We start from the raw sequence: 11,504 nt of genomic DNA on the forward strand, positions 1-11,504 counted from the left end.
AATAGATAAATCAATATATGAAAAACAAATCTTTTATTATATCAGATTTAATTTACAGACTTTCTTGCACACTCCCGTTAATTTTCTTTTTCCTACAATATAAATTAAATCAGTTAATGATAATACATAACTTTGAGGCATCATTACATCTGTTATATGGGAACTAATTGGGTACCCATTAGACAATCTTTTATATATACTGTGATACAGCATGTAGTCTATTCCATTATTGATCAGATTCTCTACCTCTATATCTTTTTTATTATTAAATTCTGCATACGTTATAAGTGCTCGCATTGTTTTTCCTATTCCTATATAACAAGGTACTTTTCCTAAACACCCTCCATGTTTGCATATCCCAAAATATTTCCATGTTGTTTTTTGATTACGGCCAAATAACTGATATTTTTTGATCCAGTTAAGAGCATTAATGCATTCTTTTGTATTGGATAATCCTAATCGTGTATATGCTTCTAATAACATCGCATTATAACAGGGGACAATTTCACTAATTCCTCCTAGACATGAAAAACCTTCATTTGTTGAAATTTTATTATTTATATAGTTTATCAGTTTTTCTGTGTATCTAAGATTTTCAGTATAGGGAATTTCAGATAATCCCATAATACGAAATACTGCAAATAATGGATGTTCAATGTAATTTTTGGTAAGTTTATTGACTAAAGTTGAAGTCATTAATAATTCTAATATTTTATTATCAATTTTATTATTATTATTTTCATAATCTAACCTTAAGCATAATGCTGAATCCATGAAAATTTCTCCTCTCATCATTTTTTCACATTATAGCATCAATAGAATACTTTTTATATCTTAATGTTATTTTCCGACTATCCTTTCTAATAGCATAAAAAACTTCTGTTATATTGAATTGGTATTTTGGTACAACTTTGATTTCCTCCCCCATGTAGTGAGGGTTCTTATATTTCATGTTTTTTCTACACTTAACTGATTTAAGCAGATCATCTTCGAAGTGACGGATAGAACACTAAATTGGAGAAAATATCCCAAAGTTACTTAGTTAGGTACAAAATACCATTCATTTCCTGACCATCTAACAGTGAAGGGGAAAATAACAGAATGTTCATCAACCTCTTAGCTGCTTATATTATTCATCTTCATAATAAGGAACATTCGAATCTTGCTTATAGAATTTAGGAAACTCACCTTTTACAAATACGCCGACTTTGTTTGTATGAGGATAAATAACAACATAAGGAGAAGTATTTGTATCAACATCCAAGTAAACTAACTTTTCATTTTCTGATGTATTTGTTAATCTGTGTGCTCCATCTTTGCAGGGTGGAAATACAATAACATCTCCTTCTTTAACAGAAATTCCGCCTGCTGGTGTTTCAAGAACCCCCTGCCCGCTGATAATATAGAATACCTCTTCATTCCCTGTATGATAATGGTACGGATAATTAGATTTGCCCGGAGAAAGAGAATAAAAAGTTACTGTACACTTATTTTCATGTAATAAGCCACTTACATCGTATCTGTCAAATTCATAAATCTGATTTGGTGCTGTATGCTTTGGTTCAATTTGGCTGATATTGGTTACTAAAATTTCCTTTAAAGACATACTTTAACCTCCTTGTATAATTTAAGACTTTCTTTAAATACTATCTCTTCCTCTGATATTTTAAAATCTCTGTTTTTATGATTTCTACTATTCCCTGACAGAGGTAAGAAATACTTTAGTAAAAGATTTTTATGATAACCATAAATATGGTCGCATAAGCGTTTTAAATATTATATTCCTCTGTGTATAAATTATGATTCACAAAAACCAAAAATTTATATCATATTATAAAATAAAAAAATTAGATATACCCAGTCTTTTCCATAATTTAATCTAATATTTGTTTTCATGTAAATGATATCATATTTATAAAAAAGTGCAAGTTTTTATAAGTATATTTACCTGTATCAACGTCGTAATTTTATTTTCTATATATTTTAAAACCTTCATCATCTACCTTCCCTTATACCTCCCACCAAATATCTCAAAAATAAAATCCTTAACTTCAAGACCTGCAAGTATTGCCAAAACCACTCCCGCACTAAGCCTTGTCTCAATTATCAGTTCATCTAGACTTTTTTCAGTTTCCAATAATGAAAGAATTTTCCTTTCCTCAGAACTCAAACCTGAAACTGCACCTGCCTTCTGTTTTCTTTCCCATAAAAATTCATCCGCTATATCCTTCCCGGATAATACCAGTTTCGCCTTGGACTCTCTTATTAATTTATTACACCCTCTAAATGACGGGTAATTTATAAAGCCGGGTACTGCGAAAATCTCCCTATCATGCTGAAATCCAAATTCGGCTGTTATAAGGGCGCCTCCTTTCTCATAACTTTCACACAAAAGAATCCCCTGTGAAAGTCCGGCTATTATCCTGTTTCTCCTTGGAAAATTCCACTTAAGCGGCTCACTTCCAAGCGGATACTCACTTATCAGCATCCCGCTTTCCGGTATTCTCTCCCAAAGCTTCCTGCTTTCATAAGGAAATATCCTGTCCAGACCGCTTCCTACCACTCCTATACATCTGCCGTTTTTTTTCAGCGTAAATTCGTGGGCAATGTTATCTATCCCAAGTGCCAGCCCGCTGACGATATTCACGTCATATTCGAGCAATTCCTTAAGTATACTCTCACATGAAACTTTTCCATATACGGTATTTTTTCTTGTACCTACCACACCAATATTTCTTTCATGAAACTTAACTTCTCCGGCTACATAAAGAAAAAGCGGAGGATCCTGTATATTTTTCAGATTCTCAGGATAACTGTCACTTGTGTACTCCAGCAAACTGATATTGTGTTTGTCTAAATTATCATAAAACTTCCTGTCATCATAAAGAGCAGCATGCAGTACTTTTGCTCTTATGTCTTTATCCAATATTCTGAGATTTTCATCTCGTATCAGTATTTCAAATCTTTTAAATTCTTTCATAAACCTTAATATGAGAGAATCTTTCATACCTGATTCTCTTAAATTTATCCACCCCATATCTCCCCCTTAACGAATTTCTACTTTTATATAATAACATAAAACTAATTTTAAATATATTATTTTTATTAAAATTTTAATCAATTTAAAAAAATTACATTTTTCTATCTAAAAATATGTAGAAATAACAAAAAGCTGTTAAACTCAGCAGAATTTCTTCTGTTATATTTAGCAGCTTTCAGTCTCCCATTATTCATCTGTAAATTTACATATTTTCTACTTTTTTTTCTTTTATAAAACTAAGTTCATTAATTGTCAAAACTGACAAATCAGCGATTACTTCGCCTTCTATTAAGCCTTCCTGTTCCAGCCATTTCAGGATTGAATTGACCTCCTGAAGTGTGTCCACTTCATTTGACTCATAGACTCTGTTCTTTTTTCCGGTTCTCATCCCTTTTTCAATTGTTGCCTCTACTTTATATTTTATGCTTATATGCTGAGAATAGCCACTTTTTACTAACCCGATATTCAAATCCATAATTCCCTCCAATCAAACTATATAATAGATTTCTTATAATTATCATTTTCCTGATTTTGATTATTTTCACGGTTACAGCCTGCAAGCTGACACTTTTTTCCTGACTGTCTTATAATTCCGGCTGCACTGTCTGAATTCCAAATAACTTCCGTTTTGCTCTGCTGCATATTTTTCAAATATTTATTATAACAAAAATAAACCATACTTCAAAATATAAAATTAAAAATCCAGAAGAAAGCCTTATAAGACCTGAACTGTCAAGAATTGTGTTATTTCTGTTCCAAATGATAGATCTGTTATCAATATATTGTGTAATTTCCTTTATCTAAAACTACCTCTCCCCTAATCTCCCATTATTTTATCATTTATTGCTGTATATTGCAATTGCTGAATTTTCTGTATTTTTACATCATAGTTTTTTTCTGTCAGACTGTTACCATAAAATTATATGTTCTTTTTTAATTCCTTATACGCAAACAAAAGGGACTCATTAAATCAATCGTATACTGCCCAATTAATTTAAAAAGCCCTTATTCTCTGAATAATTGTCCCTAATATTCACCTCAGGTTAATTCCTGTTCTTTCTTATTTTGCTACTGCCGGTCCGCATACATCAATTTCATTTTCCCCGCATTTCCTTGTGCCGCACGATACAGATACTGATATAAGTATTGCTAATAAAACTAATAATCTGAATTTTCTCATAATATCCCTCCTTTTCAAGTCAATGCTAAATATTCTTTATTATTTCTAAAATTCTATCCTTATGTTTACATTCTTTTGTACTAATTAAAAAATGATAAAACCACAACCAGTAACTCCATTCCTCCGGCAAAAAAGAATATTATTGAAATTACAATATATCTCACATCATTTTCAAAACAAAAACTCTTGGGTTTATCCCTGTCATAAAAAAATCTGCTTGTCACCATTTTCTTCCTTATTAATTCCCCATTCACAGTGTACTCCAGTGTAATATATAATCTATTTCTGCTTCCGACTTTTTTTCAATTATCTTTGCTGTTGATTTGCCGCCTTTATTTTTTAACTTTTTATCTTTTACAAGAAAAAATCGTCCTATCAACAAAAATACTAATCCTAAAATCATCGTAAATGTTATGCCTATAATTTTTTCCATATTATCCTGTTTTCTCCTTATGTTATCCGTTGATTTTTATTATCTGTCAATTCCCCGCAGCCTCAAGCACCCCAAAAATATTCCTTACTGTCCATTTTTTTTAGTATTAAAGAGTTAATTAAAAGGAGACTCTCAGAAGTCTCCCATGATTATTTTAATTCAAAGTTCCATTTATTATATTGTTCAAAAGAGCTATTTCTCTGTTTACATTTTCATCTCTTCTGGAATTATTATAAGTTTTCAGATATTCCACTGCTCTTTTAAAATCCCTTTTTGACTTATATGCAATTCCAAGCCCTAAATGTGCTTCAAGATAATTTGGATATCTTGCCAGTATTTCATTATAGTATTGTATTGACTGGTCAAAATTCCCCATAAGTCTTGATGAGAGCGCCACAACGTATAAGTTCCTTATATCTCTTGCATTATCCTGCTTCGCGAGATTCATGGCTCTTTCATAAAGACCGTCTCTGAAATAAAGGTTACACAGTCTGAATATCGCACCTGAACTAGGGTTTGTTTTTATAGCTTTTTCATAATTATCGTATACTTTAAACTTCGACCCGTCTGATGCTTCATCACCGCCGATTGTAGGAGTAGTCCCAGTATCTACAGTCGATGTAGTAGTTGTCGTAGTAGTTGTCGCTGCTGTATCAGTATTATTTATATTGTTTAATTCTGACTGAATTATCTGATCTATTTCATTCTCAGTTTTTGGCTGTGATTCCGGTTTTGCTCCTCCGCCCTGCGGCTTAGAACCTCCTGCTGCCGGTGTTTCCCCTCCTGCTGGTGCATTTGGTTCACCGACTATTGCCATTGATGCTAAAATAATCAATAAAACCGTTGCTATTCTTCTTTTCATTGATCCTCCAAGATTTTTATATATATTATATTGTATCAAAAAAAACAGATTATGCAAATATATTTTTAAATATAATTACTTTACTGAACAATACTTTTTACCTCTCCGTCAGAAAAGACTGTCATGATCTCATCATCTTTTTTCAGAAATTCTTTTTTAACAATAAGCTTGCCTTTATGCTTAGTAAGAGTATAGCCCTGTTTCAGAATATCATCGGAATTATACTTTGATACCACTGCTTTTTTATATTCCAGTTCGTTTTTATACTCTTTTATCCTCTGAATAATCAGCCTTGTCAGTACTTTTTCCGAATCAGCCAGTTCTTCTTTTTTTTCTTTTATTTTATCATCAAGCTTTATTTTGGAAAGCATTCTTTTTACCATCAAAAGTTTTTCACTGCTGCTTGTAATCTTATATTTCAAACTCTTATTCAAACGATTTTCCTTGTCTATCATCATCATTTTTTTCTCAATGATTATATTCAAAAAATTTCTGATCATATAATTTGATTTTCTTTTTTCCAGATTGTTTTTCATAAGGGTAATTTCATTCATCAAATGTTTATTCAGAAGATTTTTCCTATATTCCAGTTCCTGTAAAAGATCACTTTTCATCGGCACTGAAATTTCTATTGCCTGTGTAGGTGTGGCTGCTCTTACATCTGCTGTTAAATCCGACAGAAGATTATCTATTTCATGACCTACAGCTGATATAACAGGCAGGTCAGATCTGTATACAGCCTCTATCACAGCCTCTTCGTTAAAAGCCCACAAATCCTCAATGCTTCCTCCGCCTCTTCCCACAATTATAAAATCAAGACCGAGTTTTTCCCTTACATTTTCTCTGTTAAAAACTTCTATCCCATGGGCGATTTCCTGAGCTGCACCTTCTCCCTGCACTTTGGAAGGATACAGGTATATATTTATATTACTGAATCTTTTTTGCGCAGTATTTATAATATCCCTTATGGCTGCCCCGGTTTCTGCCGTGACCACTCCTATATTCAACGGCACCTTCGGCAGCTTTTTTTTGATCTCCTCATCAAAATATCCCAGCTCAAAATAATATTTTTTCAGCTTTTCAAATCTTTCATAAAGCTCACCAAGTTTATTCTGCTTTTCCAAATGTTCGCCGATTACCTGAAAAGATCCGCCCTGTTCATATAAAGTGGCACTTCCGAGAAGCTTTACCTGATCTCCCTCTTTCAGATCCCTTGGAACCCCTTTAATCATATATCTGAATATAGCACACTTAACACTGGCTTTATTATCTTTCAGCGTAAAATAAAGATGTCCGCTTTTATAATAAGTAATGTTAGAGATTTCACCCTGTATATAAATATTTTTAAAAGCTGAAGTACCTTCAAGATATTCCTTTACTGCCCTGTTCAATTCACTTACGGTAAAAATTCCTGCGTCCATATCTTCTCCCGTTTACTTTAATTTTTCTTCGTATTCCTTTTCATTGAAACCAACTATGACTTTGTTGCCTTCCACAAGCAGCGGTCTTTTCAGCAGCATGCCGTTTGAAGCAAGAAGTTCCAGCTTCTCACTTTCACTCATACTTACCAGCTTATTTTTTAAATCCAGTTCTTTATAGACCTTCCCGTTTGTATTAAAAAATTTCTTTATATCAAACTTACTTTTTTTGTATATGTTTTCTATTTCTTTTCTTGTTAAATTTGCATCCACTATATGTTCTTTTTCATATTTCAATTCATGGCTGTCAAGCCATTTCAGCGCTTTTTTACATGTACTGCATGAAGGATAATAATATATTTTCATCTCTTCTGTCCCCGTCTTTCTTTTAGATTATAATTCCAATAATAGTTCTTTCAAAGCCTTCATCTCATCTCTTTTAGCTATTGCCTTCTCAAAATTCAGCTCTTCAGCCAGTTTTCTTATCTCTTTTTCAAGAATTCTGATTTCTTTCTCTATATCTTTTCTGTCTTTGTAGATTTTTTTGATTCTGTCTACTTTTTCTTCGTTTCCTATTTCATAATCCACAAGCGAATCAGAAATTTTACTTACGATTGTCTTAGGATTTATATTATGTGCTTTGTTATACTCAATCTGAATCTCACGTCTTCTCTCCACTTCATCCATGGCTTCTTTCATTGAACCTGTCATTCTGTCAGCGTAAAGAATTACTTTCCCTTCTACGTTTCTTGCTGCTCTTCCCATTGTCTGTATCAATGATCTTCTTGATCTCAGGTATCCTTCCTTATCAGCTTCCAAAATAGCTACCAATGCTACTTCTGGAATATCAAGCCCCTCTCTCAAAAGGTTTATCCCTACAAGTACGTCAAATTCCCCTATACGCAGACCTCTTATTATCTCTATTCTTTCAAGTGTTTCTATATCAGAGTGCATATATTTTACTTTCAGACCATATTCCAAATAGTAATCTGTAAGCTCTTCCGCCATTTTCTTCGTAAGTGTGGTAACAAGAACTCTTTCACCCTTCTCTACTCTCAGCTTGATTTCATCCATCAAATCATCAATCTGATTTTTTGTAGGTCTTACTTCTATAGTAGGTTCAATTATTCCTGTAGGTCTTACCAGCTGTTCTATTACTTCGCTCTTTGACTGTTCCATCTCATAGTCCCCCGGTGTAGCGGAAATATATACTACCTGAGGTGTTTTAGCGAAAAACTCCTCGAATCTCATTGGTCTGTTATCAAAGGCACTTGGAAGTCTGAATCCGTTGTCTATCAACGACTGCTTTCTTGCCCTGTCTCCCTTGTACATACCGTTTATCTGTGAAACGGAAATATGTGACTCGTCTAAAAATACTACCAGATCTTTTGGAAAATAATCTATCAGAGTATCAGGTGTTTCTCCGGGACCTTTCCCTGTGAGATATCTGGAATAATTCTCTATCCCCTTGCAAAATCCTATTTCTGCTATCATTTCCAGATCGTAATCTGTTCTCTGCTTTATTCTCTGTGCTTCCAAAAGCATATTTTTCTTATTAAAAAATTCTACTCTCTCATCCAGTTCCTTTTTTATTTCCCTGAACATTGTCTCTGAATCTTCGGTAGATAAATAGTGAGTTGCCGGCATTATTGAAATTCTCTGTATCTTTCTGATTTTCTGTCCTGTCAGCGTATTTATCTCCGAAATATCCTCCAGATCATCACCAAAAAATTCAAATCTATAACCGGTATCCTGATAAGCTGGATATAAGTCTACTACATCCCCGTTCACCCTGAACTTCCCACGCTCAAAAGCATAGTCATTCCGCTCGTATCTCAGGTCTACAAGTCTCAAAATCAGGTCATTTCTATCAAATCCCACAGAAACATCTATTGGTATAGATCTTTTTTTATACGCTTCCGGCGATCCCAAGCCGTATATTGCCGAAACAGATGCCACTATAATAACGTCTCTTCTGTTCAAAAGGGCCGCTGTTGCAGCGTGCCGCAGTTTATCAATTTCGTCATTTATTGACGAATCTTTCTCTATGTAAGTATCTGTAACTGCAACGTAAGCTTCCGGCTGATAATAATCATAATACGACACAAAGTATTCCACTGCATTATCAGGAAAAAACTGCTTATATTCATTATAAAGCTGTGCTGCCAGTGTCTTGTTCGGAGCCATGATTAATGCCGGTCTGTTTATTTTTTCTATTACATTTGCCACTGTAAAAGTCTTCCCGGAACCGGTAACTCCGAGAAGTATCTGATCTGAAACTCCGTTCTCCAGATTCTCCACTATTTTTTCTATTGCCTCCGGCTGATCTCCGGTAGGCTTAAAGTGCGAATGTATCTTAAAATCCATTATTATCACCCAATTTTATTATATCTCTTATTATAACATAAACTGTACCTAATATAAAGATTTTGAGCTTAATTTAATACACTAAAAATTTTTTAATTGTAATTTTTTTATATACATTATATACTTAAGCTATCTGCAATTTTGTACACATACTTTTTGAGGAGGAGATCACCATTTTTCACAATATTGACAACTTTGTGCCTTTTATTCTGCTGCTTTTTGCCGGAGGATTTATAGATTCCATTGCAGGAGGAGGCGGACTTCTTACGCTGCCGGCGTATCTGCTTACAGGCCTGCCCACAGTATCCGCATTGGCTACAAATAAATTTTCTTCTATTTTCGGTACTTTTGGAAGCTTTCTCGGTTATCTGAAGCATAACAAGCTTCATCTAAAGCTGCTGAAATATCTGGTTCCTGCCTCATTTGCAGGTTCTATGCTCGGCTCATTTATAGTTACGAAAATAAAAGTTGATTTCCTAAATGCTGCCATCCCGTTTCTGATACTCGGCGTGGGACTTTATTCACTTTTCAATAAATCCCTCGGGGGAGTAAGCATGTATAAGCACCCTAAAAAAGCTGTTCTTACCAAAGGAATTTTCTTTACTTTTCTTATTGGGTTTTATGACGGATTTTTTGGTCCGGGAGCAGGGACATTTTTTATAGTTATGCTTATAAAAATATTCAGTGTTGATTTTCTTGAAGCATCAGGAAATACTAAATTATTAAATTTCGCCTCAGGCTTATCAGCTTTCTTTATTTTTCTGATCAGCGGAAAAGTAAACTTTTTTTATGGTTCAATTGGTACTGTTGCCATTTTACTAGGCTCTCTTGCCGGGACAAAACTTGCCATAAAAAAAGGTGTACCATTTATAAGACCGGTATTTTTAAGTGTTTCATTTATCATTGCATTTAAAATGTTTTATGATAAACTCATGCACTAATTTATATTTGGATCATTCATATTTGTTAAGATACAAACAAAACAAAATATTAACTTTATAAATAAAAACAGCAGGTATTATTGCTTTGAAATCACAATAATATTCTGCTGTTTTGATTTTACATCCTATTTTGACCCAGATTAAAAATAATTCCATTTTTTAGGATCTACAGGTTCGCCGTCTATTAGTATCTCAAAATGCAGGTGAGGCCCTGTTGATAATCCTGTATTGCCAGTTGCCCCGATAATCTGACCTTCTTTCACAGTATCTCCTTTATTTACGGATATTTTATCCAAATGGGCATATCTGACTCTTATTCCGTCTGATCTTTCCAGCTCTATAAGATTGCCGTATCCTCCCTTTGACGAAGCATATGTGACTATGCCCGTAAAAGAAGCTTTCAGTGCGGTTCCTTTTCCCACACTAATGTCCAGACCCCTGTGAAATTTCTTGGTTTTTAGTATTGGATGTGTTCTGTTGCCGTATCCGCTTGTAATTGTAGTTCCTGAAACAGGCCATAGCATATACTTATTTATTTCATAACCTGTATCTTTAGATCTTTCAATGGTTTGAACAGAATCTTTTGTTTTTACTGATGCAGCGAGAGGTTCTTTTTCTTTATACTCTCCTCCAGATGCACTATTTTTGCTGTATTTCTCAGATTTGTCCGCATATTGCCTGTTTTGTGAATCCTTATTCTCAGAAATACGTTTATTTCCTGCGATTTTTTCCTTATCTCTTATCTCTGAAATTTCAGATGTTTTTCCCGATATTATCAGGTTCTTCACTGCTGTTTTTTCTTCATATATCAGCTTTTCCTGATTGCTTAGATTATACGCTGCATTCTCATAAACCATATTTCCTTTCAGACTTAGAAGAACACTTTCTGTAATCACAGGATTTTTTATCAAAAGGTATTTTTTATTCTGAATTCCCATCCCTGCGAGATCAGGATTCAGTTTTAGGATTTCTTCCTCATTTATATGAAATTTTTCAGTTATTTTTTCTATTGTATCATCCCCGCCTACTTTATAAAAAATAACCGGTTCATTATATAAAACTACCCTGTCTCCCACTTCCAAAGCAGGTTTTCCTATAAGATACGGATTATTATATAAAATAATTTCAGGCTCAATCCCTAATTTCTCTCCCAAAGTCCTTATACTCACAGATTCTGTAACAACATAAATAGAGCCTGTGATAAAAAGTCTGTAAATAAAAAAATCTTTTTATGATAAACTAAAAACAGGAGGACTTTATTAT

The 11,504-nt window shown here is 33.6% G+C and carries 12 protein-coding genes; 1 reads left to right on the forward strand and 11 read right to left on the reverse strand.

Annotation, left to right across the window (positions count from 1 at the left end):
• Nucleotides 1–36: 36 nt before the first annotated feature.
• From NK213_RS17380 to uvrB, 10 genes are all read right to left on the reverse strand, one after another.
• Nucleotides 37–774, reverse strand: coding sequence for a hypothetical protein (locus tag NK213_RS17380; RefSeq protein WP_253351523.1), 738 nt, complete (start codon nucleotides 772–774; stop codon nucleotides 37–39).
• Between the two features lie 355 nt (nucleotides 775–1,129).
• Nucleotides 1,130–1,606, reverse strand: a complete 477-nt coding sequence (locus tag NK213_RS17385) for a cupin domain-containing protein (RefSeq protein ID WP_253351525.1) — start codon at nucleotides 1,604–1,606, stop codon at nucleotides 1,130–1,132.
• Nucleotides 1,607–1,999: 393 nt separating this feature from the next.
• Complete coding sequence (dprA, locus tag NK213_RS17390) at nucleotides 2,000–3,037, reverse strand: DNA-processing protein DprA (protein WP_253351527.1); 1,038 nt, start codon at nucleotides 3,035–3,037, stop codon at nucleotides 2,000–2,002.
• Between the two features lie 205 nt (nucleotides 3,038–3,242).
• Nucleotides 3,243–3,515 carry a hypothetical protein gene (locus tag NK213_RS17395; RefSeq protein WP_253351529.1) on the reverse strand — a complete coding sequence of 91 codons (273 nt, stop codon included), beginning with the start codon at nucleotides 3,513–3,515 and terminating at the stop codon, nucleotides 3,243–3,245.
• A 785-nt stretch (nucleotides 3,516–4,300) separates the two neighbouring features.
• A complete protein-coding gene (locus NK213_RS17400) occupies nucleotides 4,301–4,474 on the reverse strand; it encodes a hypothetical protein (protein WP_253351531.1) in 174 nt (57 codons plus the stop codon).
• On the reverse strand, nucleotides 4,471–4,653 hold the full coding sequence (locus NK213_RS17405; RefSeq protein ID WP_253351533.1) for a hypothetical protein: 183 nt from the start codon (nucleotides 4,651–4,653) through the stop codon (nucleotides 4,471–4,473). The genes NK213_RS17400 and NK213_RS17405 overlap by 4 nt, the downstream gene beginning before the upstream one ends.
• A gap of 154 nt (nucleotides 4,654–4,807) precedes the next feature.
• A complete protein-coding gene (locus NK213_RS17410) occupies nucleotides 4,808–5,515 on the reverse strand; it encodes a lipopolysaccharide assembly protein LapB (RefSeq protein WP_253351535.1) in 708 nt (235 codons plus the stop codon).
• An 80-nt stretch (nucleotides 5,516–5,595) separates the two neighbouring features.
• Entirely contained in the window at nucleotides 5,596–6,936 is a 1,341-nt protein-coding gene (gene xseA / locus NK213_RS17415) for an exodeoxyribonuclease VII large subunit (protein WP_253351537.1), read from the reverse strand.
• A gap of 12 nt (nucleotides 6,937–6,948) precedes the next feature.
• Nucleotides 6,949–7,299 carry a Spx/MgsR family RNA polymerase-binding regulatory protein gene (locus NK213_RS17420; protein WP_253351539.1) on the reverse strand — a complete coding sequence of 117 codons (351 nt, stop codon included), beginning with the start codon at nucleotides 7,297–7,299 and terminating at the stop codon, nucleotides 6,949–6,951.
• 27 nt (nucleotides 7,300–7,326) lie between these two features.
• Nucleotides 7,327–9,300 (reverse strand): excinuclease ABC subunit UvrB, encoded by a 1,974-nt coding sequence (gene uvrB, locus NK213_RS17425; RefSeq protein ID WP_253351541.1) that lies wholly within the window; start codon nucleotides 9,298–9,300, stop codon nucleotides 7,327–7,329.
• A 197-nt stretch (nucleotides 9,301–9,497) separates the two neighbouring features.
• On the opposite strand from uvrB, the gene NK213_RS17430 reads away from it, so the two are divergent.
• Nucleotides 9,498–10,241 (forward strand): TSUP family transporter, encoded by a 744-nt coding sequence (locus NK213_RS17430; RefSeq protein ID WP_253351543.1) that lies wholly within the window; start codon nucleotides 9,498–9,500, stop codon nucleotides 10,239–10,241.
• Nucleotides 10,242–10,381: 140 nt separating this feature from the next.
• Here the strand turns inward: NK213_RS17430 and NK213_RS17435 are convergent, their stop codons facing one another.
• A complete protein-coding gene (locus NK213_RS17435) occupies nucleotides 10,382–11,395 on the reverse strand; it encodes a LysM peptidoglycan-binding domain-containing M23 family metallopeptidase (RefSeq protein ID WP_253351546.1) in 1,014 nt (337 codons plus the stop codon).
• Nucleotides 11,396–11,504: the final 109 nt, after the last annotated feature.

The sequence above is a fragment of the Sebaldella sp. S0638 genome (assembly GCF_024158605.1).
Taxonomy (GTDB): Bacteria; Fusobacteriota; Fusobacteriia; order Fusobacteriales; family Leptotrichiaceae; genus Sebaldella.